General features: G+C 55.0%; 16 protein-coding genes. 7 read left to right on the top strand and 9 right to left on the bottom strand.

Annotated features, from left to right (window positions below; all coding sequences use genetic code 11):
* Window positions 1-299: 299 nt before the first annotated feature.
* Window positions 300-1,640, top strand: coding sequence for an MATE family efflux transporter (locus tag EA473_RS08190; protein WP_124195265.1), 1,341 nt, complete (start codon window positions 300-302; stop codon window positions 1,638-1,640).
* Window positions 1,641-2,371: 731 nt separating this feature from the next.
* Here EA473_RS08190 and EA473_RS08185 read toward each other — a convergent pair.
* The 6 genes from EA473_RS08185 to EA473_RS08160 all read right to left on the bottom strand — a co-directional run bounded on the left by EA473_RS08185 (window position 2,372) and on the right by EA473_RS08160 (window position 9,462).
* Window positions 2,372-3,427, bottom strand: a complete 1,056-nt coding sequence (locus EA473_RS08185; RefSeq protein WP_124195173.1) for an ABC transporter ATP-binding protein — start codon at window positions 3,425-3,427, stop codon at window positions 2,372-2,374.
* Window positions 3,424-4,539, bottom strand: a complete 1,116-nt coding sequence (locus EA473_RS08180; RefSeq protein WP_124195172.1) for an ABC transporter ATP-binding protein — start codon at window positions 4,537-4,539, stop codon at window positions 3,424-3,426. Before EA473_RS08180 ends, EA473_RS08185 begins: the two co-directional genes overlap by 4 nt.
* Before the next feature lie 6 nt (window positions 4,540-4,545).
* A complete protein-coding gene (locus EA473_RS08175) occupies window positions 4,546-5,463 on the bottom strand; it encodes an ABC transporter permease (RefSeq protein ID WP_124195171.1) in 918 nt (305 codons plus the stop codon).
* 1 nt (window position 5,464) lies between these two features.
* On the bottom strand, window positions 5,465-6,535 hold the full coding sequence (locus EA473_RS08170; protein ID WP_207890158.1) for an ABC transporter permease: 1,071 nt from the start codon (window positions 6,533-6,535) through the stop codon (window positions 5,465-5,467).
* Window positions 6,536-6,648: 113 nt separating this feature from the next.
* Window positions 6,649-8,085 carry an aldehyde dehydrogenase family protein gene (locus tag EA473_RS08165; RefSeq protein ID WP_124195170.1) on the bottom strand — a complete coding sequence of 479 codons (1,437 nt, stop codon included), beginning with the start codon at window positions 8,083-8,085 and terminating at the stop codon, window positions 6,649-6,651.
* Between the two features lie 69 nt (window positions 8,086-8,154).
* Window positions 8,155-9,462: an ArgE/DapE family deacylase gene (locus EA473_RS08160; RefSeq protein ID WP_124195169.1), complete on the bottom strand. Its 1,308-nt coding sequence runs from the start codon at window positions 9,460-9,462 to the stop codon at window positions 8,155-8,157.
* A gap of 855 nt (window positions 9,463-10,317) precedes the next feature.
* On the opposite strand from EA473_RS08160, the gene EA473_RS08155 reads away from it, so the two are divergent.
* From EA473_RS08155 to EA473_RS08145, 3 genes are all read left to right on the top strand, one after another.
* A complete protein-coding gene (locus tag EA473_RS08155) occupies window positions 10,318-11,769 on the top strand; it encodes an amidase (RefSeq protein ID WP_124195168.1) in 1,452 nt (483 codons plus the stop codon).
* Between the two features lie 347 nt (window positions 11,770-12,116).
* The gene (locus tag EA473_RS08150; RefSeq protein WP_165875234.1) at window positions 12,117-13,715 is read left to right on the top strand and encodes a thiamine pyrophosphate-binding protein; all 1,599 of its coding nucleotides are present in this window, start codon (window positions 12,117-12,119) and stop codon (window positions 13,713-13,715) included.
* A 413-nt stretch (window positions 13,716-14,128) separates the two neighbouring features.
* Window positions 14,129-15,883 (top strand): ABC transporter substrate-binding protein, encoded by a 1,755-nt coding sequence (locus tag EA473_RS08145; protein ID WP_124195166.1) that lies wholly within the window; start codon window positions 14,129-14,131, stop codon window positions 15,881-15,883.
* A 326-nt stretch (window positions 15,884-16,209) separates the two neighbouring features.
* Here the strand turns inward: EA473_RS08145 and EA473_RS08140 are convergent, their stop codons facing one another.
* Window positions 16,210-17,529: an amidase family protein gene (locus tag EA473_RS08140; protein WP_207890157.1), complete on the bottom strand. Its 1,320-nt coding sequence runs from the start codon at window positions 17,527-17,529 to the stop codon at window positions 16,210-16,212.
* Between the two features lie 425 nt (window positions 17,530-17,954).
* On the opposite strand from EA473_RS08140, the gene EA473_RS08135 reads away from it, so the two are divergent.
* Entirely contained in the window at window positions 17,955-18,671 is a 717-nt protein-coding gene (locus EA473_RS08135) for an HpcH/HpaI aldolase/citrate lyase family protein (protein ID WP_243645217.1), read from the top strand.
* A 124-nt stretch (window positions 18,672-18,795) separates the two neighbouring features.
* On the opposite strand, the gene EA473_RS08130 is transcribed toward EA473_RS08135, so the two are convergent.
* Window positions 18,796-19,599 carry an HpcH/HpaI aldolase family protein gene (locus EA473_RS08130; RefSeq protein WP_124195163.1) on the bottom strand — a complete coding sequence of 268 codons (804 nt, stop codon included), beginning with the start codon at window positions 19,597-19,599 and terminating at the stop codon, window positions 18,796-18,798.
* Between the two features lie 287 nt (window positions 19,600-19,886).
* On the opposite strand from EA473_RS08130, the gene EA473_RS08125 reads away from it, so the two are divergent.
* Together EA473_RS08125 and EA473_RS08120 are read left to right on the top strand one after the other, a co-directional pair.
* Complete coding sequence (locus EA473_RS08125; protein ID WP_124195162.1) at window positions 19,887-21,119, top strand: aminotransferase-like domain-containing protein; 1,233 nt, start codon at window positions 19,887-19,889, stop codon at window positions 21,117-21,119.
* A gap of 116 nt (window positions 21,120-21,235) precedes the next feature.
* Complete coding sequence (locus EA473_RS08120; protein WP_124195161.1) at window positions 21,236-22,222, top strand: C-terminal binding protein; 987 nt, start codon at window positions 21,236-21,238, stop codon at window positions 22,220-22,222.
* A gap of 531 nt (window positions 22,223-22,753) precedes the next feature.
* Here the strand turns inward: EA473_RS08120 and EA473_RS08115 are convergent.
* A complete protein-coding gene (locus EA473_RS08115) occupies window positions 22,754-23,527 on the bottom strand; it encodes an IclR family transcriptional regulator (protein WP_124195160.1) in 774 nt (257 codons plus the stop codon).
* Window positions 23,528-23,628: the final 101 nt, after the last annotated feature.

Below are 23,628 nucleotides of genomic sequence, written 5' to 3'. Positions count from 1 at the left end.
ACACACCCATCGCCGATCCGTCTGACGATCGGGTGTCGGACGACGTGCAGTGGCTACTGTAGTTACAGGCGTTGGGATAGGTCGTACGGTCGATCTGGTGGCAAATTTCGCAGATACACGTTCCGTCGATTGCTACCGAAATATCCGAGGGCGACCACCAGCCTAAACACGGTGTTCAATTCACAACTGCTATTACCCATTAGTCAGAAAATATTACTAAGGCTGAGTTTGCGTTAATGGAAGAGAAACGCCGTGTCTGGCGCATCTGGCGGCGAGTGTTTGGGCTGTCGTGGCCGGTGATGGCCGAACAGTTGCTCCGGACGCTCATGCGGACGACTGACCTCGTCGTCGCCGGCTTCTTTTCCCCTGCCTCCGTTGCAGCAGTCGGACTCGCCGACATCTATGCTCGATTCCCGATCCGATTCGGCATCGGTATCGGTGATAGCGCAATCGTACTTTCTTCTCAGGATACGGGCGCGGATGCGATTGCAAACCGAAATCAAGCCGTGACACAGGCGCTACTACTTGGAATTCTCGGCGGAATTCCCTTCATCGTCTTCGGGTTCTTTTTCAACGAGTGGGCGATCGACGTTCTCGGTAGTTTCACCGACGACGGAGCAATTACGGACGTTGTCGATTACGGCAGCACCTATCTCTTCGTCATCTTGCTCTCTTCGCCGGCAATTCATATCAATTTCATCGCCGCTCGAGCGATACAGGGAACTGGCGATACCCGTACGCCGATGGTTATCAACGGAGCTGTCAACGTGCTTAATATCGGGCTGACAGTCGCCCTGGCATTTGGTGTCGGCCCACTGCCTGAATTCGGTGTTATCGGGATTGCAGCCGCGACAGCACTCGGAGATACACTGGCCGCGATTGCGTTTTTACTTTTCATCCGGAGTTCGTTGAGTACACTGTCGTACGTGCGTCCTCGAGGAGTGACGATAGCCAAGCAGATCCTGATCATCAGTTGGCCCCGTATCGCCGAGGGCGTCTCCGAAATGATCGCGGAGTTTCCGTTCAACGCGATTCTGTTAGCGTTCGGTACCGAGGTCAACGCTGCATACCACATCGGTCGACGCATGTACCAACAGGTCGCATCACCCCTGTCTCGTGGATACGGTGTGGGAGCAAACGTCCTCGTCGGACAGTCGCTTGGAGACAACGATGCAGGTCGGGCGTACTACATTGGTTGGGCTGCGACCGGTCTGAGCATGGTATCCGTTGGCGGGTTTTGTGCACTCCTTTTCGTGTTCGCTGAACAGTTTGTCCTGATATTCACCCGAGATCCTGCGACCGTCGGGTATGCAACCGGATTCGCCCAGGCGTACGCTATCGCTGCCGTGTTGATCGCTGGTTATATTGCTCTCACCGGGTCGCTGCGGGGGGGAAGTGAGACGATTACGCCGTTCGTTGCCCGCCTGATTGGGACGTTCGTGTTCTTGCTCGGGTTCACCTACGTTGTGGGCGTTCAGCTCGGATACGGTGTCGTCGCAGCGTATGTGGCCGTGATCCTGGATTTCGTGTTTCGGGTCGTCTTCGTCGGAATCGTATTCTATCGTCGACGCTGGATCGACCGAGGGACGTCGATGATGCTCGACCGTGGAAGTCTCGATGAATCAGCCACTGAAGACTGAGACGAATTACCGTACCGATCTACCGGCGCGCCCAACAACTGGGTCGCGACTGCGCCGGCAATGACGTACAGCAAACCGGATGGGATGGACTGCTATGAATCTTTACCGGTCACAACCGCCGCGGGTCGAATGTATATCGATGGTCAGCTGGTCGACGACCGGTCGAAGAATGGGTAGCGCTCCGTTCTCATATCTCCCAGGGTTTTGATACCCCAGATTCGACCCCTGTAGCCGGTAAACTTAATAACATGTAACAATATGGTTCTGTTGCAAGGGTTGGACGTTCTGTCGTTGCCTCACGATGTTCGTCCGTTCGAGACACCAATCCCCTTGCAAAGTGAACACTGCCCGTTCAAGTCTGCCGATTGATTGCTGTGGGGTGAACCCAAGCGGTTCACCCACAGCACACCGTCACGAACAACCTGTGACCACGATTGCAGTTTTCCACACGGAATGAAAATTGTACAGAGTCCGTTTTACCACTCCGACACACGTCAGCAATCAGTGTATCGGATGGGGACTCACCGATCTCGAAAAGAGAGAGCATCGCGGACTGATACGGTTTGCTGTAAGTCGTTACTGGAGCGACCGCGGGACGGCGCCCGGTCGCTCCGGTTAACAGGTACAGCAATCCGTATGAAAGGGCAGACCCACTGTGGCAGATCCGATAGCCTGATCGAGGAAGTCGATGTGTTCTGGCCAGCGTTCAGGATGAGATTTTCAGCGACGTTCTAGTCAGTTCCACCCGGAGGGGCGTGCTCGAGTCGTTCTTTCGTTGATCGGTCTTTCCAGTGACATGAAACGGCATGGTCGGTCGCCCCCTCCAGGGGCGGCTTCTCGTTTTCACAGATGTCTCCAATGTACTCCGGGCATCGCGTGTGGAACGGACAACCGGAGGGTGGATCGATAGGATCTGGGGGATCACCCGTAAGAATGGTATCCTCTCTATTTGACTCGGAATCGATATTGGGAATGGCTTCGAGGAGTGCACGCGTATATGGATGCTGGGGATTGTCGTACAAATCATCCGTCTGGGCCTTTTCCATTATCTCTCCAAGGTACATGACGAAGACGCGATCAGAGATATGCTTGACCACTCGTAGGTCGTGGGCTATAAAGATCATAGAGAAGCCGTGGTCGTCCTGGATTCGCTTGAGAAGGTTGATTATTTGCGCTTGAACGCTTACGTCGAGCGCACTGACCGGTTCGTCCGCAATGATCAGTTTCGGTTTGACTGCCAGCGCACGAGCGATCCCAATACGTTGGCGTTGGCCCCCAGAGAATTCGTGCGGATACCGGTCGATCTGTCCCGGGTCGAGGCCGACTTCTCGTAGGAGCTGTTTTACTTGCTCCCGTTTCTCGGATCCAGTAGCGATCCCGTGTACCTCGAGCGGTTGACCGATGAGCTCGCCGATCTTGCGGCGTGGATTGAGCGACGAGTGTGGATCCTGGAAGATAAACTGGATCTCCTTTCGGAGTTTTTTTTCTTCCTTTCGGGATAGGGAGCTGATATCTTTTCCGTTGAAGAATATCGAACCGGACGTCGGTTCGTACAGACGTGAAAGCGTCCGACCGAGTGTGCTTTTCCCACAGCCACTTTCGCCAACCACACCAACTATTTCGTTCCGCTGGAGAGAAAGGGAAACGCCGTTGACCGCGTGAACGCTGTTCGATCGACCCAGAATTTTGTCTACGATACTGTCATCAGCAGGGAAGTGCTTCTTGACGTTTTCAGCTTTCAATACGGTATCGCCGTCCAGTTCGTTCTCCGCGATTGTACTGTTCATTGGCTCACACCTCCATCGATACTATCCGTCGATTGACTATCATAGAGACCGCTTTCTCGTTCCATGGTTGCTAACTGTTCGTCGTGCTCGGGGTCGTGTAAGTGACACTTCACTTGATGATTCGCCGATGAGCCCGCAAACTTTTCTGATTCGGTGGTACACTCTCCAAATTCGTAATCACATCGGTACCGATACGGACAACCCGGTTCCTTGTTCACGAGGCTGGGGACGTTTCCCTCGCTGACTGTCAACCACTCGCGATCATCTGAAAGACGAGGAATACACGCGATCAGGTCCTGCGTATACGGGTGCCAGGGATCTTCGATGATGGTTCGGACATCACCTGCCTCCATGACTTCTCCTGCATACATTACGGTTACGTTGTCACAGATTTCCCGAATAACACCCAGGTCGTGGGTTATGAATATGATCGAGACGTCGAACTCTTCGCGCAAATTCTCGAGTTCGGCGAGTATCTGTGCTTCGATAGTCACGTCGAGTGCCGTCGTTGGCTCGTCTGCGATGATCAACTCCGGGTCAGCAGCCAGCGCCTGCGCGATCATCGCTCGCTGTTTCATCCCACCAGATAGCTGGTGTGGGTAATCTTTTGCTCGCTCTTCCGGTGCGGGGATACCGACCTTTTCGAGCAGGGAAACGGCTCGTTTCCACGACGGCGACTGGGTCGACGTCCCAGTCACGTACTTTCGCCCCATCTCCCGCCAGAAGCTGTCCGATTCGTCCACATCACCATGATGCCGGACGACCTCAGCGATCTGTTCACCGACAGTGAGCACGGGGTTCAGACTCGTCGATGGGTTTTGGAAAATCATACCCATTTTCGACCCGCGGATTTGTCGAATCTCCTCGTCGGACGCCGACAACAAGTCCTCACCGTCGAACAGAATCTCGTCTGCATCGATCTGTCCGGTCGAATCGATTAGCTGTAATATCGAGAGAGCAGTGACGCTTTTCCCACTCCCGCTCTCACCGACGATCCCAAATATCTCTCCTCGGTCGATAGTAAACGAGACGTCGTCGACCGCAATCAACTCTCCTTCGTCCGTCGAAAAGCTCGTGGTCAGGTTCTTGACTTCCAAGATTGGCTCTGTCATGGCTACTCAGTCCTCCCTCGTTTGTTTGACGTCGAACGAATCCCGGAGTGCGTCTCCGTACAGATTGATTCCCAGCGTGGTGATTACGATCGCCAGGCCGGGCAGTATCGCGATATGCCAGGCGTCCATTATGTAGTCCCGGCCGTCCCCGAGCATCATACCCCAGGTGGGTGTTGCCGGGCTCACACCCAGTCCGAGGAACGAAAGGGCGCTTTCGACCAGGATCGCCCGTGCAGTGAAGATGGTGAACTGAACGATAATAGGTCCGACCATGTTGGGGAGGACGGTTCCAGACATTATACTCAAGTCACCCAATCCGATGTTCTTCGCCGCCAGGATGTACTCTTCTTCGCGTATTGCCAGTACCTCTCCTCTGCCGATCCGTGCAAAGTCATCGATGTAGGCGATCGAGATGATCAAAATCACGTTCGTGATGCTTCGTCCGAAGATCGAAATAATGAGGATTGCAAGTACCAGCCACGGAAGTGCCCACAATGCGTCGATAAAGCGCATGAGAACGTCGTCTACGAGGCCGCCGTAGTATCCGCTAATAACTCCGATAATTGTTCCGACGACAGCCGCAACACCGGTTGCACCGATACCGATTACCAGACTAATGCGTCCGCCATAAAGCAATCTGGAAAAGATATCACGGCCGTACGAGTCCGTTCCCAGAATGTGTTCTCCCGTCATGCCGGGCGCTATAAACGGCGTACCATCTATCGCCTGCGGATCGTGTGGTGCGACGATCGGTGCGAAAACCGCTAACAACGCGATTCCGACCACCGTCAAAAATCCTAATTGTCCCTTTCTGTGTGTAGTCGTTTCCCGGATTCGATCGAGAGCGATGCTATCGTTCCAGACGGTCTGTGTGTACTGCACGACCCCCTGAAATCTTCCAGTTGGTGGTTTTTCGTGACTCATATTAGTATCTGATTTTTGGATTGATAGCCGTGTAGAGCAGGTCCACGACGAGATTCAACATAACAAATACGAACGCGATGATGATCACGACCCCCTGTATGACCGGGAAGTCCCGTCGACTAATCGACTGGATGACCAGTCGTCCGATTCCGTTGATTCCGAAGACGATCTCCAGCGTCACCGTTCCACCGAGCAAGGCGCCGAACAACAGCCCACCCAGTGTAAGGACCGGTATCAACGCATTCTGCAGGCCGTGTTTGAACAGGATCAAGTTCTTGTCGAGACCCTTTGCCTCTGCGGTTCGCATGTAATCTTCGTTCAGCACATCGAGCATCGACGAGCGGACCATTCGCATCAAAACGGCACCACTCGAGATCCCTGCTGCCGTGGCGGGCAAGATAATACTCGAGAGCCAGGGTAGAATGCCCTCACTGATCGGATTGTACCCGAAAGCTGGCAGCAACTGGAAATGCCCTGCGAATATCAGAAGCAACAGGATGCCAGTAAAGAAGCTCGGTTGACTGAGTCCGATGAACGAGACGAACGTGACGATGTCGTCTTCGATACTGTATTGGCGTACCGCACTGATAATGCCCGCCGGAATGGCGATGAAAATTGCAATAATCATCGCCACTATCGCGATACTGATCGTCGGTTCGACGAGCCCGAAGATGGTGTCAGTTACGGGTTGATTCGTAAACAGTGAATTGCCAAAATCACCCCGCATGATACCACTCATCCACCTCACGTACTGGACGTATATCGGTTCGTTCAGACCGAGACTTTCCCGTAACTCTTGCATCGCCGCCGGATCTGCGTCTCTTCCCAGAATTAACACAGCGGGGTCGCCCGGAACTGATCGAATCCCGATAAAGAGGACTGTCGTGACCAAATACACAACGAGCAGCGCATGTGCGATCCGCTTGAGAACGTATCCCCTCAAGCCCATGGGATATCTCTGCCTCTCGTAGCCTTGGTTCTCATTCTCACATTCAGAACTGTTTGTACGAAGTATTATAAATCTTGTTCTAGTCAGGGGACTCCGGCGAGAGACGACGGGGGCTCCGACCACACAGAACTCCAAAAACGTCCCGAGGGTAGTGTTGGATACTCCGGGTGCCAGCTGTATCCGCGTGTGAGATGACAGGCGTTCACGAACGAGTATGCCACTACTCGACGTACTCTTCAGCCGATGTTGATCGAGAAGTTCTTGGTCTGTAAATACGAATCGAGCCCCTCCGATCCGCCTTCCCGCCCGATACCGCTTTCTTTGAAGCCGCCGAACGGAGTTCCCATTCCGCCACCAAACCACTCATTGACGGCGACGCCACCCGCCTCGATATCTCGAGCCACGGAGAGCGCACGTGTAACATCCCGGGAGAAAACGGCACCAGTGAGCCCGTACTTGGTATCGTTAGCGATTCTAATCGCGTCCTCGACGTCCGAAAACGGAATGATAGAAAGAACGGGGCCAAATATCTCTTCCTGGGCTATCCGCATACTGTGGTCGACGTCCGAGAAGACGGTTGGAGCGACGAAATATCCGTCCCGGTCGATCTCGTGTCCGCCGGTCTCGAGTGTTGCACCCTCTTCTTTCCCGATATCGATATACTCGAGTGTCTTCTCCAGCTGGTCTGTATTATTGAGTGGACCCATATCGGGGTCATCGATTCCCTTCCCCAGTTCGTAGGATTCCGCACTCTCGACTATTCGGTCGATGAATTCGTCGTAAACCGACTCGTGAACGAGCGCCCGGTCGGCTGCTGAACAGATCTGGCCACCGTTGTGGAAAATTCCGTTCGCAATCGAGGAAACAGCGGTGTCCATGTCGGCATCGGGGAGAACGATTGCAGGATTTTTCCCGCCGAGTTCGAGTGTGACGGGTGTGATCGTCTGTGCGGCGGACTCCATGACCGCTTTCCCCGTCGGAATACTTCCCGTGAACGTCAGGACATCAACATCCGGATGCGAGGAGAGAGACCGTCCGGCTTCAACACCACCAGCGACAGCGTTTACCGCACCGTCTGGGAGGGCTGTGCTGTGAGCGATCTCTGCGAGCCGAAGAGTCGACAGTGGGGTAGTCGGTGCCGGTTTGACGACGACCGTATTCCCGGCGACTAACGCAGGCGCGATGCCCCGGCCGGCTAAACTGATCGGGAAATTCCACGGAGTGATCTGTGCGCTGACACCGTACGGAACGCGAACGGTGAAATCAACATTACTTGCCCCCTTTGGTATACTCTTCCCCTCGATCTTGTCCGCCATGCCGGCGTAATATTCGAAATATCGTGCCGTGGTTTTGACGTTCGACCGTGCTTGAGAGATTGGCTTTCCCTGATCGAGGCTTTCCAGTTCTGCCAGTTCCGACTCGTTGTTTCGAATAGCCGACGCGATGTCGTGGAGGACTCTCCCCCGTTCGACAGGTTCCGTGTCCCGCCACGTCTGAAACGCGTTCGTAGCCGACTCGACAGCCCGGTCGACATCAGTCGAGGTACCCTCGGCTACGTCCGCAATTCGTTTTTCTGTGGCGGGATCGATAGTTCGGAAGTACTCATCGTTCGCCGGTGAGACGTATTCACCGGCGATGAAGTGATCGTACTCGCGCTGTTGTTCCGTCGACATTGCGTATGATGTTGCAATAGGTTTATTTATATCTACTGGCCGGTAGTGGATGAATATTGGCGGGACTCCTCAATCGGACGCAACGCCACAGTAATACATAATGATACGGGCGAGTGTTTTCGCGGTATCGGTAAGTGAAGTGACTGTAGTGTGTTCGTTTGGTCCATGGAGGTTTTCGCCGTACGGCCCGACAGACACCGCGTTTATGTCATAATAATTTTTATAAAAGCGTTCGTCCATTCCTGCATGACCGCCGACGAACTGCCCCTCATTGCCCGTCACGTCCTCTGCGGCCGTCTTCGAAACCCGTGCAATTCGTGAATCCAGCGGCACTTCGTGTGGTTCAGCCTGCCAGCCAAACCAGGATAGTTCGGGAGGATGCTCCGCCAGCCACTCGTCCCGAGTCGCGACGTTCGAAATCGTCCGTCGAATCTCTTTTCGAACCTGTTCGCGGGTTTCACCGGGCGGCCAGCCGATACGCCCCTCTAGAGTCACTTCACCAGGAACGGTCGATGGCCACTCTCCTCCGTCGATAACACCGATATTGAGATTCGTAACGTGGCCCTCGAGGCGTCGATCAGCCCGGTACGCTCGAGGATAGTCGATTCGGCCTTTTCGCGTCTCGTCGAGGTCGTTCAGAGACTGCAGGAGCAAGACGGCTTTATCCAGTGCGTTTACTCCCGCGTACGCCCGCCCTGCGTGGGCTGTGCGGCCAGGAACGGTAATTCTAAAGTACATAACGCCCGCGCTTGCGGTACCGATGTGTGGAATGTCGAGGGGCTCCGGGATGACGGCAGCGTCGGGCCGATAGCCGCGCTCGAGCGCAGAGAGGACCCCGCCGACGCCACCGGCCTCTTCTTCGATAGTCGACTGAAGAACGAGATCCCCCTCCAGGTCGACGTTAGCAGCCTGGAGCGCTTCGACTGCAGTGACGTACGCAGCGATACCCCCCTTCATGTCACAGCTGCCGCGACCGATGAGTCGATCGTCGTCTCGAACGAGCGTCCACGGATCACTGTCCCACTCGCGTTCGGTTACGGAAACGACGTCGATGTGGCCGCTCAGGCCGAGTGAATTCCCCTCACCGACCCCGTCGAGACGAGCCCCTACGTTCGGGCGGCCACCGTACCCGACTTCCTCGAACGTCGAGGTTTCGAAGTATCCACTGTGACCTCGAAGTCGCTCCGGATTCGGTTCCCACCGATCGACGGCTGCTCCCAGTGACTCGAACTTGTTCGCCATCACCTCCTGACCCGCTCGCTCGTTCCCTGTCACCGTTCGCTTTTCGACCAGTGTCGAAAGGAACTGGATCATACTCTCCTCGAGACGTTCGATCTCTGTATCAACGGCCTGGACTGTCTGGTTACTCACGGTCATTCGTATCCCTCAGTAGCGGTCGATGAAACCGCCTACGTTGTTCGACGTGGCTAGTAAGTCAGTGAGAGCGATATATAAATATAGCGGGGAAGCCGCGTACGGACATCAATCGGATCCGTGTCTGGGTGTATACCCGCAGTCGCGACACACCAGATAGTAATCACGTGGAACCTCCCCGCCACACTTCGAGCAGACATGTACAGGTATCGATTCGGTCGTGGGAAGGTCGTCTTCGAACGACATTGGTCTTACCGGAGAGAGAACGACAACGGAGTGTAAAATAGTTTCGTTTAATATAACAGGTTTGACTCGATGAGTGATCGGTTCGCTTGATCCCTCGCCACGATAGGAGCCACTGGCCATCACTGCACACCCGACCGCGAGACGGATCGGCGATCGGTGTACAAATTGGTTCAGTTGGTACTATAGCTGCGACAATCGCAAGCGCCGACGATAGGAGACGGTCGGAGACGGGCGATACGCAGTCGAGGCGATTGGTTACGGTCGGAGACGGCGATGTAATTTTCTGTCAGTCGGTACCGGCACAACTGCAGACGGCTCGCGATTGCACCGGTAACTCATTGCAGCTACTCATCCGAATATCTTGAACAGAGTGGAAATTGGATTACATTGGTACGTTCGTAAACCCACCGTCGGCTGTGTGAATATCTCTAACAAGACCCTTCCGCCGTTTCACCTAACCGAGCCTATCGGAACGGTCTCACGCCTGTACTCGAGCGGCCACATCGCTTACACGGGCCGCTGATTCCCGATGAGGAATACAATGCCGTTACTCGGAACGGGTATACCGATACCAAAGTATTTTATATTTTGTGCATTTAGTGAACGTTGCGCATGGCTTCAGATCTATGTTCGTCGAGTGCAGTAGAGCTCGCAGAGAAAATTAAAACGGGTGAGTTATCCTCCGTCGACGTCGTCGATGCCCACCTCAACAGAATTTACGAACGAAATGACACCGTCAATTCGTTTCTGACGGTAATGGAAGACGAGGCACGAACCGCTGCCCGCGAAGCAGACCGTGCTGTTCGGGACGGAAAACACCTCGGTCCACTTCACGGAGTGCCAGTCGGGATAAAGGACCTCTACGACGTCGCTGGCGTCCCGACGTCGATGGGCTGTAAGCTGTACGAAGACGACGTCGCCGAGGAGGACGGCGTCGTTGCAAAACGAGTCAAACAAGCCGGTGGTGTCATTATCGGGAAAACGAACACCTCCCAATTCGGGCGGGGTGGTAATACCAGAAACGAACTCCGCGATCCGTGTATCACCCCCTTCGACGAAGAACGAACTGCCGGGGGATCGTCTGGAGGATCGTGTGCGGCGACAGCAGATGGCCAGGTGCCGATCGCGCATGGGAGCGACGGTGGCGGGTCGATCCGTATCCCCGCATCGTTCTGTGGTGTCTATGGGCTGAAGCCGTCGTTCGGACGTATCCCGATGATAAAGCGGCCCGATGCCTTCGCCCACCACACACCGATGTTGAATATCGGCCCGATATCGCGCCACGTAGCCGATGCAGCCCTGATGCTCGACGTAATGGCGGGCCCACACGAGCGGGACCCGTTCAGTCTGCCGGCTCCAGCCACTCCGTACCTCGATGCGACTACGAACTCGATAGATGGACTGGATATCGCAGTTTGCAGGAATTTTACTAACTTCCCACTGCGCGAGGACGTCGAATCAGTAATCAACGATGCGGTATCCGATATCGACTCGAAAACCGGGGCCAACGTCGAGCGAATTCAGCTGGATTTCGACTACACACACCAGGAGGTCCTCGACATCATGTACAACTGCTGGAACGAGGTCCGACGGGCAGCATCCGACGAGAATTTCCGAAAGGAGCACACTGAAGAGGAGCACGCGGCGTATCGCGATGTTCTACAGCCCCACACGCAGTACAACGTCAAAAGCGGCCACGAAACTGGGGCTGTCGAATACAAGCAGACTCAGAATATCCGAACGGAAATCTACGATACGATCGCCGATATCTTCGAATCGTACGATCTCCTGATCTCGCCCGTCGTTTCGATCCCGGCTTTCGACAAGCGGATCAAAGAACCGGATGAAATAGACGGCGAACCGATTCCAGAACACGGATGGCACTACACTGCCATGTTCAATTATACCGGACACCCGGCAGCATCGGTACCCGCCGGGTTGACCCCCGAAGGGCTGCCGGTTGGACTCCAGCTAATCGGGCCCCGGCTGGCAGATAAAACCGTCATCGCAGCCAGTGCGACCATCGAAGACGTTCGTCCCTGGCACGACACCTACTCCATATAACCGGGTCGATTTGCCTCCGCGACAGCGGGCAGTTTCGTGCTCATCGAACTCGACCATAATCCAGTCTCTCACTTATCGAAGCCATGGGTACTTGGAATTCGATATCGGTCAATCACTCATCGCGGTCGACGTCTCATCCTCTCCGAGAAATCGGTACACGAGATCGTATGACTCTGCCTGGCAGTGTAAAGACCGACTCGAGTCGTCGGTCACTCGTCGACACCCCTGATCTGAACGACCGTTCTCGGAATTGGGCCGAAGAGAACATCAGAACACGCGCGAGACGAAGTTCGACGGAGAGCCATCCAGTCAAAAGGTTTATACAGAGGTCTAATAATAGAGGGTGTATGTCACGGACAACGGGTGGAAAAGCCGTCATCGAGCAACTAGAACGAGAGGATGTCGACACGATCTTTGGAATTCCAGGTGTTCACACCCTGGAGATGTACGACGCGTTAGTGGACAGCGAGATTCGGCCAGTCACGACGAGACACGAACAGGGAGCCGGATTTATGGCGGACGGCTACGCTCGAGCGACGGGCAACGTCGGCGTTGCCCTCCTGATAACTGGGCCGGGGCTGACGAATGCTGCGACGCCCATAGCTCAGGCGTACTCGGACTCCTCCCCGATGCTCATCATCTCGAGTCAAAATAAAGCAAACGAGATCGGTCACGCCAGGGGCAAACTCCACGAGTTGAAAGACCAGAAGGGAATGATGGACAACATCGTCGCCTACAGCGAGCGGGTCGAGCGGGTCAACGACATCCCCGACGCGATTTCCTCGGCGTTTCAGCACCTCGATGCACACCGTCCCCGTCCCGTCCATCTCGAAATCCCTATCGATATCCTGTCCCGGAAAAAAGCCGTCGAGCCAGTAGATCGAGAGAGCCACGTTCCGGAGCGGCCCGACGAAGTTCGACTGCGGGAGACTGTCGATCGAATGGAGAAAGCGGACAAGCCGTTGCTCATCGCCGGAGGAGGGACCACTAGTGCAGCGACCGCGGTACGGCGATTCGTCGAGCGGACCGAGATACCAGTAATAACCACGATCGCCGGAAAAGGAGTCGTTCCGAAGGACAGCCCGTACAATATCGGGTATCGCTTCAGACAACAGGAGGTCAGTCAGTTCATCGCGACGCGGGATCTGGTGTTGGCGGTAGGCACCGAGTTGAGTCCGATGGATACGAAAGAAGTGGAGTTCCCCGAAAACCTCGTCCATATCGACATCGATTATCGAAACTTCGGGAAGAATTACCCCACAGCGGTGAAACTGACCGCAGATGCGTCGGTTGCGCTGGAAGAATTACTCGCTCTCGTCGAGGAGAGAAACGTGACGTTCGGAACTCACAATCGAGAGCGGGTCGCCGACATCAATGCACACCTGGCCCAGAACGAACCCGATGGTAGTGGGGACCAGACGAAGCTGCGGATTATCAACACCCTCCGGAGCGCACTCGATGACGATGCGATAGTTGCAAACGACATGACCAAGGTGTGTTACAAGGCTGCGAGAGAGTTCCCGACGAATCACCCGGGGACGTTCATCTTTCCTCGAGGGTACGGCACCCTCGGCTTTAGCCCGCCGACGTCTTTCGGGGCAGCCATCGGATGTGACGACAGGCAAGTCGTATCGATCGTGGGTGACGGTGGATTCATGTTTACCGTACCGGAGCTATCGACAGCCGTCGAATACGATCTCAACGTACCGATCGTTCTGATCAATGACGGGGGCTACGGGGTTATAGAGGACACGCAGGTTCGTGACTACGGACGAAGCGTTGGAACTGACGTCGAGAATCCGGACTTCATTCAACTGGCGAAATCTACCGGTTCGGCCACGCAGAGAGTCGACGTGGATCACGTCGAATCCGAACTTCCCGCGGCGATATCGGACGCGTTCGATCGTGACCGGCCGACCGTTATCGAGATACCGGTAAACTTCTAACGGCGGTCCAATCGTGAACCGATGAACGAAGTCATGCAGTGTGGTTCGGTTTCGCTCATCACTCGACGGTTGGAACGATACTATAGTAATCGTCGAACCAATTGTCCCAGCTCGTACGCAGACGGCCAACGCCACCAGTGCTGGCCGCTGATTCGCATGTGGAAGTGCAACGACCGAAAACGACTACGATAGGCTCATCCACGAATCGGAGCGGAAATTGTCGTACGTAGCGAGTACATCACCGACCAGATCGGATGGTTGATTCAGCGACTACCAGACGGGATAGCGCTGCTGGGCTACGGTGTGCATCCCTGCCCTCCCGTATCGGTGTCAATTTGTCCTAATATCTCCGCCCCCGTACTATCAGTATAATTAAGGTAAGTTTATAAAGTGTCGACAGGTTACATCATGACATGGCATTGGATGATGTTAGCATGGAAGATGTCCAGGGGCCAGTAATTGATCGCAGAACGTCGATGAAACTACTCGGTGCAGCAGGACTGGCCGGACTGGCTGGTTGTACGGGTGACGAAAACGGTGAGAACGGTGGGAACGGCGGAAACGGTGGAAACGGTAACGGCGGAAACGGTAACGGTGGGGCCCCATCGTCCGGTGGAGTCGCACGAATCGGATTGAACCAGGACCACATGGAACAGGGAGATGCTGCACGGATCTGGGGCGAATCCGAGTGGCCGATTCAGTTCCACGTATACAACTCCCTCCTGCGGCTGAACGAAAACCAGGAGATCGAAGGGGAACTCGCCGAAGATTGGCACAATCCGGACGACTCGACGTACGAGTTCGAACTTCGTGACGACGTCGATTTCCACAACGGGGACCACTTCACTGCCGAAGACGTGAGATGGCACATCGAGCGAATCGAAGAGATGGACGATACGCCCTACAACGAGGTCGACGCGATCGAGTCCATCGAAGTGCCAGACGACTATACGATTAGAATATCACTGGAAGAGCCATACGTCCCGTTCATCGTCTACCTCATGGCACCGGAAGGGGTAGGGACGATCACTAACCAGACGGCCTACGAGGACGATCCGGAACATTACCAGCAGTATCCCGTCGGGACGGGACCGTTCGAACTCACCGATCGAACGCCGGGAGAATCGGTAACGCTGGAAGCGTTCGACGATTACTGGGATACGGACGATGACGGAAACAGTCTCCCGTATCTGGACGGGATCGAGTACCAGTTCATCCCGGAACCGAGCACCATGTGGACTGCCGTCTCTTCCGGCGAACTGGATCTGGTGAACGAAAACTCGTACGACCGTGCCGACGCAATAGAAAATCACGACGATCTGGTCCTGGATACGATGTCGAAAGGGGCGTACAAATCCATTCAGATGCTCTGTAATGATGCAGCGAGCGATGAGTGGGAAGAGCTCGCTCAGATCGTCGCTCCGGACCGGGAAGTGACCGACAAGTGGGAAGACGAGGATCTGGTGACAGACGATCCGCGGGTGAGAAGAGCCATCGCGCTGGCAATCGACCGACAGGAGGTCGTCGATACGGCGTGGTTCGGATACGGTGAACCCGCCCACAGTATGCTGGTTCCCACGATGGGGCCGTTTTTCGAACGCGAACCCGAGAACGCACAGCAGTACGACCCCGAGGAAGCGGAACGACTCCTCGATGAAGCCGGATACACTGGCGACCCACGGTTTACGGTCAGCATGCTTGGGTGGCAGACGGCATGGACCGAGCGATTTGCCGTCGTTCTCCAGGAACAACTGGCGGACGTCGGAATCGAAGCCGAAATCGACATCCGATCGGGCTCCGAAGCGTTCGACGTGTTACTCGACTTCGAGCACGAGCTGTTCCTGTACGCCGCGGCGAACCTCTTTACGGCCACAAACCACATGAACAACATGTTCATGACTCCGGTCGAGGGAGCACCGAACGGGTCGAGAAACCGACAGCTCTGGCGCGACGAGGAGTTCGACGAACTGTCCGAGGCTGCGATGACGACTCCCGACATCGACGAGCGATCGGAGTATATACGGGAGGCAGAACAGATCCTCCTCGAGGGAACGCCCCACGCATGGGTCGTTCACGACGATGTGGTCCGTGCGAGAAATGCCAACCTTCAGGGCATCGATCAGGTGGCGTTGATGGAACGACTGCACACGGCCTACTTCGCCGACTGAGCCGAGACGAAGCCTCCATGCCGTAACGTCCGACACTCACCTGCCGTTCCGCCGAGAACGCGACGGAGTTTTCGTCGACTGGTGAACTCGTGAACCACGGCGAGTACCTATAGTAGCCACTGAACGTCATTGCACACCCGATCTCCAGACGGATTGGCGATCGGTGTGTACATCGTTTCAGTTGTTACGATAGCTACAGCGACAATGATCGACTCATACGGTTTACTGCAAGTCATTACCGGAGTGACCGGGTACCGTCCCGCGGTCGCTCCGGTAAACAGTTGCAGCAATCCGTATCAAGCCGTCTCAGAAGAGGGAAGCCGTCGTTACCGACGTAGCCGTTCGATCATTCGAGCACCCGCGAGGGCTCGTTCGTCCTCGTAGGCGGGTGCAGCAATTTGAGCCCCGACCGGAAGTCCATCCACTCGTCCGACGGGAACAGTCACTGCCGGCGTGCCCGCTAAATTAAACGGCCGCGTGTTGCCCGACGTACTCGGTTCGTCGTCGAGATCCGGCGCAACTTCTGGGGGGAGCATCGGCGTCGTCGGCGAAAGGAGCAGATCGACGTCCTCGAACACTCCTTCGACTTCCCGTCGGTACTCCATCATCATTCGCTTGGCGGCCGCATACAGTTTCCCCTCGGTTTGGTCATCGAGGTACGAGTGCGGGAGTTTCTTCTTCGTGATTATCTTATTGAACCCGTCGTTCTGGAGCTTTTCTAAGAAGTGGTGGGAAACCGGATCGAACGCCGCCCCACCGCCATAATTGACCCCGTGGTGTTTTATTATCCAGGTCAACTCTGGCCCTGAAAAGTACGGAGGCAGAAAGCTCAATTCGTTGTCCAGTTCTACGTCCACAACCTCACAGTCGGTTTCCCGTTCTAGTTCCCTGGCGACGTCTGTAACTCTATCACGGACATCGTCGTCTGACTCGGCAAAAAACGACTGCGGAAGGCCAACGTCGAACGACCGCTCTCGATCCAATGTATCAACGTCTATACTGATATTCCGTCCGTAAGAATCGGGATCACGATGGTCGGGGCCGGAAATAGCATCGAAAACGTGTGCACACGCTGTAACGGTCCGTGTGATTGGACCCTTCGTCCCTAACGTGTTCATCGTCGACACTGATCCATACCCAGGAATCGTCCCAGGCGATGGTTTCATCCCGACGAGACCGTTGAACGCTGCGGGTATTCTAACACTCCCTCCGGCGTCGGCACCGATCGAAGCGTCGACCAGTCCACTGGCCACTGCGACTGCACTCCCACTTGAGGAACCACCCGGAACTCGATTCCGATCGATCGCGTTGCGAACGCGACCGAGTTCACTGACTTTTCCCACGCCCAGTGCGTACATATTCGCTTTCCCGGTGATCGTCCCACCTGCATCTAACAACCGCTCGACAACGGGGGCATCGAAAGAGGGAACGTACGCATGATCTTCTAGTCCACACGTCATCGGAAGATCGCGAACGGCGATACTATCTTTGATGGCAAACGTCATCCCCGAGAGCTCTCCGTCTCGGCTCTCGGTCCGGGGTTCGTCGTAGACGTACACCAACGCATTGTACTCGTCGTCCGATCTGTGCCCGTGTGACTCACCCTGTGGCGGCGACAGAGCGTCGACGTCGAATTTCCCTCTCATAGCAGCGGATTTCTCGAGTGTGTGTTCGACGACGTCGTCCGCACTGCAGAAGGATAGCTCCTCGGCGAGTCGTTTGATTCGCTCCGATTCTGAGGTCGAATTGACCGTATGATTATCACTACAGTCTGAATTGTCCATGAACAGTGTATGACGACGACCAGTAATAAGTTTGACCCAGATAGCCGGTAAACGGTACGGGCCACCCAGAGAAGTAAGGGAAGTACTGGTTTCACGAGCACAGAAACCATAGAGTGGGGACTGCAACGATTGGTACACGAATCGCACAACGATCACCCGACCAGGTGTGCATCGGGTCCGCCAGAAGTCCACTCCAGCATCCGAATGGTGGGTTGGGAGTGTCGACGGGAAGTAGTATTCTGTGACAGTTCGGAAACCTTTATATTCCGACTAACCAATTGAGAGATATGTCCCGATCGTTGAGACGGAGCCTTCAGTACGCGCCCGCAGATAATCACGAGAAAATTCAGTTCGCTGCCGACAGTAATGCCGACGGTGTGATCCTCGACCTCGAGCATTTAGTTCCGGCCTCGAACAAGGACAGTGCACGGTCGAACTTGACCGACGTGATCAACGATACAGTTCCCGAGTCCAAAGAAACCGTCGTCCGGATAAATGGAATCGACTCCGAGTTCTGGCTTGCGGATACGGGAGCAGCGATCGATGCCGGAGCAGATACCATACGGCTCCCAAAAGTCGAACAGCCGTGGGAGATCAAGACAGTCGTAGAAACCGCAACGCAACTAACCGATTCGATACCCGAATTTCTCGTTCAACTCGAGACACCACGTGGCGTTGCGAACGGAGTCGATATCGCGCGTGAGTGTGGGAACTATTCGGCGGTCACTGGAATCAGTCTCGGGATCGGTGACTACACCAATTCGATCGGCGTGGAAGATCACACGCGAGAACTACGGGCACACCTCCTCAACAGGATAGCTGAATTCGCAGCGATCGGCGATATGGAAGCCCTCGGCTACGTTCATAAGGACCTCGAAAATCTCAGGGAGAGCGCCGAAATGGCGAGAGATCTCGGTCACGTCGGCCAGCCCGTCTCCTGCAAAGTAGACTCTGGGGAATTTATCGGGGTTCTCAACGATGTGTATTCGGGGCCAGATCAGTAATCAGTCGTCTCGCCACTGCAAGCGGCATACTGGTTCGACCGCAGATCTACCGAGACCGAGACCGAAACTAGGAAGGGCTGTACTGGGACGATCGAATCCGGGAGTGTTTCCGCGTGCTCGTCGTTTAGAACGGATATTCCAGGCCTTCTAACCCGTCCACGGCCGCGTCGTAGCGTTCTTGCATTCGCTGGCGAAGAATGGGGAGATCCCGTCCGATCGTCACGATCTGGTATCCTGCATCGACTGTTTCCTCGATCCCATCGTAATACACCGTCCCGCTCGACAGTGGAACGTCGTATTCCAGTGCCGTCTCTTCCAGGTACTCACGGTGTTCCCATATGCGCGGATCCGAAGAGTCATCGATACCCAGTGAGATCGAGAGATCCCCGGGTCCGGTACGAACGAACCCTAACTCGGGAATAGAGAGGATCTCTTCTAGGTTCTCGATTGCCTGTATCGTTTCGATCATAACGCCCAGACAGACTGAATCGTCCTCGACGTCACGAAGGTTTTCGATGTCTTTGCCATAAATCGTCGTTCGGGCGTGACTCCCACCCCGTTTCCCGGGTTCGCCCTCGTACGTGAATTTAGTCGCCTTGACTGCTCTTCTCACTTCCTCGGGGGTCTCGACACGCGGTAGAAGGACGTTCCGAATACCGGAGTCCAGAACTTTGCGGATCATATCCGGGTCGCTACCGGGAAGCCTCACGAGAAGACTCGTGTCCGCGACTTCTGCCGCTCGAGAGAGGTTCGCCAGCGATTCACTATCAAAAGGACTACAGCCTCGATGTTCCAGATCGACCCAGACGAAGTCGAGGCCGATATCACCACAGAGTTCGATGACCATCGGGGAACTGGTGTATGCTACTCCTCCGAGAACGACCTGGTCGTTCTCGATAGCGTGTTTGATCCGGTTGTTGTATATCATGCGATTTAGCAACTCGAAGTTGCTGTCTACTGCTAATTGTCTCTATGGCATAAATATTTTGTCTGGTAAATACGACGACGGAAAATGTCGTTTCCCGATCGGCAGTGTCAGTCATCGATCTTCGGTCCGAGTTATTCGAATCGCAGTTCAATCATTTACGCCCGTACGATTATAAATTACTGTTCACTACGTTCGAGTATCTACAACAGCTCCGACCGAGCCAGTATCCGGTATAAACCTCCCGTACCAAAAAGAACATTATAGAGTGATCTGATCTATCAAAACGGATGGCTGACAACATCGACGCCGGACCCACTGACTGCGACCCAGTATCTCTGATGACGGATACGGCACAGGCGAACATCAACCGATCCAAGTATGGATCGTGGCGGTCGATCGGAACGGCTGAAACCACTTCGCTCACGTCCGGCTTCCCGTACCCGGAATCGTTCCCAACCGACCAGTTGGTAAAATCCATTCAGACAGTGTTCGACGAAGAAGGGGACCAGGCCCTGCAGTACGGCGGTGGCGAGTACGCGGAAAAATTGGAGTCGTGGATCGCCAGCCGAGAGGCAGACCGCGGCATCGATCTCGAGGAGTCCAATGTGTTGATTACAAATGGAGCGACGCACGCAATCGATACCACCTGTCGAGCGTTTTTCCGACCTGGAGACACCCTGATCACCGAGGAACCCACCTTCCTGGGGTCCATTCGCACGTTCAAAAATCTGGGAATCAACGTCGTTGGGACTCCACTCGACGGGGAGGGACTGGACGTCTCTGCACTCGCTTCCGAACTCGAGTTGCGCCGGCACAACAATGAACCACTCCCAAAGGCATTGTATACGACCCCGAGCTTCCAGAACCCGACTGGAACCACGATGCCAAAACGGCGACGTGAACGCCTTCTGGAACTCGCTACGGAGTTCAACTTCGTCGTAATAGAAGACGACGCGTACCGCGATTTACGCTACGAGGGAGACCCGGAGCCGCCGTTGGCTGCTCTCGACGACTCGGGTCGCGTGATTCGCATCGGGACGTTTGCGAAAACGATCGCACCCGGTGTCCGACTGGGATGGCTGGTCGCAGCAAAGCCAGTTCGAGAAGCCATAGAAACGCTATTCGCTGGTGGGAAGAACACGTTCACGCGAAGCGTCGTCGGCCACTACTGTGCAGACGGGCATTTCGCTGACTCCGTGCCCACTCTGAAGGCCGAGTACGCCAGGCGGAGAGACCTGATGCTGGACGCACTCGAGTCACACATGCCAGCGAACGTTAGCTGGAGCGAGCCGAGCGGCGGTTTTTTCATCTGGGTAGAAATCGACGACGAGATCGCTATCGACGAGTTACTCACCGAGGCCATCGAGGAGGGCGTAAGCTTCCTTCCGGGTCCAATGTTCTACCCCCACGATGGTGGGGAAAACGCGTTCAGACTCTCGTTCAGCCACGTCGAGCCATCCGAAATCGAAGACGGAATTCGGGCACTGGGAACGGCAATTCACCAGCACAAGAGCCACTGATACAGTCTACTGCACGCATTGCCCGGAGCGGGCCACAGTCCCGATCGCCTCACTGTCCGAACCGAACGACCGATGGCCACCACAACATTTATCATTTGAAATTTGTGAATAGCAGTATGCGTGTCGTTGTTACCAGACGGATTTTTCGCGGGGAATCACCGTACGATGACGTCGTCGAGGCGGCCGGTGGTGAGCTCGTGTACGCCGATTGCCACACAGAAGAGGACGCAGTTGCGGTCTGTGAGGGAGCGGACATTGTTGTCAGAGGGTCGGTGCCAATCACCGAGCGGGTAATGGAAGCCGCTGGAGAGCTACGATTGATACTCGTCCCTGCAGCGGGCTACGATTGCGTGGATATTCGAGAGGCCACTTCGAGAGGGATTCCCGTCTCGAACGTACCAGAGTACGCCCCACGGGACGTTGCCAGCCACGCGATGTCGCTGGCGCTCGCAGCTGCTCACGACGTCGTCCGGTGTGACCGAGACATGCGAGACGGGCCAGGATGGGAGCGAAGAAGGATCCATCCGATTCACGGGAAAACCTTCGGCATCGTAGGACTGGGGCGGATCGGTCGCGAGATCGTTTCGATGGCACGTGGAATGGGAACGGACGTAATTGCCTACGATCCCTACCTCCCCAGCGATATTTTCGACCACGTCGGGGTAGAGCCAGTCGAGTTTGACGAACTTCTCGAGCGATCCGAGTGTATCAGTATTCATGCACCCCTGACGGATACGACCCGAAATATGTTCTCCACGGAGGCGTTCAGCCGTATGCGAGAGTCCGCAATTCTGGTCAACGCTGCCAGGGGCCCGATCGTCGACGAGTCAGCTCTCGTCGACGCGATCGAAAACGGGGATATTCGGGCCGCAGCACTCGACGTATTCGAAACAGAGCCACCGACGGACTCACCGGTACTCGACTGTGAACGTATCGTCGTTTCTCCTCACATGGGGTCGACCTCTCCGAGTGCGAGGCAAGGCATGATCAGGGGTGCCCGCCAGGAATTGAAACGTGCACTGTCCGGCGAACCCCTCGAAAACGTCGTGAACCCGGAAGTGTTTCAGTACACTGGAGATCAGGCTTTTACCCCTGACGAGTGAAGCCCAGGTTGGGACGTGTCCTGTACGCGTTTTAGCCATCCCAGTGGAAAGGAACAGGGATACTGACGGGAACTGTGCCCGTCGATGACGTAGATCGGTATGTGTGCAAATCATACAGGTGAGAACTAATATATAGTCCTTGATAGTTAGGTGTAACCACGGCCCACGGTTAAACGACCGGACCCGCAGGGCACGTTCTTTCCGCTCGTGATCGGGATATATTCCGATCGTGCGGGCCGCCGACTCAGAGAGAGACTATTGACTCGAGGGTGCGATTTTTCACTACTGGATCGATTATTCGCTACAGTAGCCACCGCACGTCACCGCACACCCGATCGCGGGACGAGAGCGCGGTTCGGAGTGAACGGAGTGAGCGAGAACCGCGGGATTGCGAACGGGGAACGTAGTGACCCGTGAGCTGTGCGATCGGTGCGTAGCTCGTTTCAGTTGTTACTATACTATAGTCCCGTGTCGCGAGCAGTATTCACACGTCATAGATAATACACCACCGATCCCCCACATGAGTTACACTTACTGATTACTCGACATTTCGAGATCAACCTGGATCGTATTCGTTGCATCCATCAGGTGTTTTTTGATCTCGGTGTCCATATACGATTTCTCGAGTCTCGTCGACGGGCCAACAACGCCGATCGAACCGATCACTCGACTTTCAGTGGCAATTGGGGCAGCAATGCAATGAATGCCAGTCACGGATTCTTCTAAATTATACGCCACCCCCTCGTCCCGTATCTGTTCGATCTGGCCCATGAGCTCGTCCCTGTCGGTTATTGTATTTTCAGTTCGCTTCGGGAGGCCGTGTTTATCGAGGATTTTTGCGATTCGACTCTCGGAGTACTGTGAGAGTATCGCCTTTCCGGAAGCGAGATAGTGGATTTTGCTGACTTTTCCTTCTCGCGTTCCGGTCACGATTGCGTTGTCGCCCTGTGCCCTGTAGATGTGAAAGCAGAGACCGTTTTCTTCCGTGTAGAACCAAACGGCTTCACCGGTTTTTTCGGCGAGGTCGTCCACGCGGGGACAGACGTACTCTAACGGCAATCGCTGTTTGGCCTCCATTCCGAAATCCAGAAAGCACATACTTATCTTAAATTTCCCACCTTCTCTCAACAGATAGTTCCCCTTTTCCAGTGTTACCAGATATCGGTGGATGGTACTCTTAGAATAATCCAGTTTCTTGGCGAGTTCTGTCGGGGTCGCCTCGCCTAACTCCTTGATTTCTTCGAGTATTTCGAAAGTCGTCTCTGTCGTGGTGACAGGCCGATCGATGTCGTTCTCATTTAGCATGGTTGATAAACATTGTAATTGATAATAAATGTTGTTCTAAATATTCGAACAGGTGCATGCAGTGTAATTTGTTACCCAACCGTATGGAGATTCATCGAGCG

Source organism: Natrarchaeobius chitinivorans (assembly GCF_003841505.1).
GTDB lineage: Archaea > Halobacteriota > Halobacteria > Halobacteriales > Natrialbaceae > Natrarchaeobius > Natrarchaeobius chitinivorans.
The sequence above is the reverse complement of the archived record's forward strand: the minus strand, read 5'-3'. Positions and strand labels throughout refer to the sequence as shown.

Bases quoted from the DNA above. Each gene is read 5' to 3' on its own strand.
- EA473_RS08190 (WP_124195265.1), top strand. From the start codon at position 300: ATGGCCGAACAGTTGCTCCGGACGCTCATGCGGACGACTGACCTCGTC.
- EA473_RS08185 (WP_124195173.1), bottom strand. From the start codon at position 3,427: ATGAACAGTACAATCGCGGAGAACGAACTGGACGGCGATACCGTATTG.
- EA473_RS08180 (WP_124195172.1), bottom strand. From the start codon at position 4,539: ATGACAGAGCCAATCTTGGAAGTCAAGAACCTGACCACGAGCTTTTCG.
- EA473_RS08175 (WP_124195171.1), bottom strand. From the start codon at position 5,463: ATGAGTCACGAAAAACCACCAACTGGAAGATTTCAGGGGGTCGTGCAG.
- EA473_RS08165 (WP_124195170.1), bottom strand. From the start codon at position 8,085: ATGTCGACGGAACAACAGCGCGAGTACGATCACTTCATCGCCGGTGAA.
- EA473_RS08160 (WP_124195169.1), bottom strand. From the start codon at position 9,462: ATGACCGTGAGTAACCAGACAGTCCAGGCCGTTGATACAGAGATCGAA.
- EA473_RS08155 (WP_124195168.1), top strand. From the start codon at position 10,318: ATGGCTTCAGATCTATGTTCGTCGAGTGCAGTAGAGCTCGCAGAGAAA.
- EA473_RS08150 (WP_165875234.1), top strand. From the start codon at position 12,117: ATGTCACGGACAACGGGTGGAAAAGCCGTCATCGAGCAACTAGAACGA.
- EA473_RS08145 (WP_124195166.1), top strand. From the start codon at position 14,129: ATGGCATTGGATGATGTTAGCATGGAAGATGTCCAGGGGCCAGTAATT.
- EA473_RS08140 (WP_207890157.1), bottom strand. From the start codon at position 17,529: ATGAGAGGGAAATTCGACGTCGACGCTCTGTCGCCGCCACAGGGTGAG.
- EA473_RS08135 (WP_243645217.1), top strand. From the start codon at position 17,955: ATGTCCCGATCGTTGAGACGGAGCCTTCAGTACGCGCCCGCAGATAAT.
- EA473_RS08130 (WP_124195163.1), bottom strand. From the start codon at position 19,599: ATGATATACAACAACCGGATCAAACACGCTATCGAGAACGACCAGGTC.
- EA473_RS08125 (WP_124195162.1), top strand. From the start codon at position 19,887: ATGGCTGACAACATCGACGCCGGACCCACTGACTGCGACCCAGTATCT.
- EA473_RS08120 (WP_124195161.1), top strand. From the start codon at position 21,236: ATGCGTGTCGTTGTTACCAGACGGATTTTTCGCGGGGAATCACCGTAC.
- EA473_RS08115 (WP_124195160.1), bottom strand. From the start codon at position 23,527: ATGCTAAATGAGAACGACATCGATCGGCCTGTCACCACGACAGAGACG.